1 protein-coding gene is annotated in these 240 nt (G+C 67.1%); it reads left to right on the top strand.

The window, feature by feature from the left end; translation table 11 throughout:
* The coding region (locus ACZ3HH_RS31085) for a hypothetical protein (RefSeq protein WP_465810567.1) at window positions 1-240 on the top strand (240 nt) is incomplete at both ends.

Genomic DNA, 240 nt, shown 5'->3' with positions numbered 1-240 from the left:
GTCGACTTCCTGCGCTTCCTGCCGCAGAAGACCGCCGCCAATCGCGGCCGCTGGTGGAGCGCCCTGCTGCTGGCCGGACCCGGCTGGATCCTGCTGGGCGGGGCCAAGATGCTGGGCGGCACGCTGCTGGCATTCCTCGCCATCCAGCATGAAGTGCCGATGGCACGTGCCGTGGAGCCAACCCAGATGTACCTGATCGGCTACCAGTACGTGTTCGGCAATCCGGCCTTTGCGCTGGGA

The organism is Pseudomonas sp. PME37.24/025, assembly GCF_055556615.1.
This window is presented reverse-complemented; position numbering and strand designations above follow the sequence as displayed.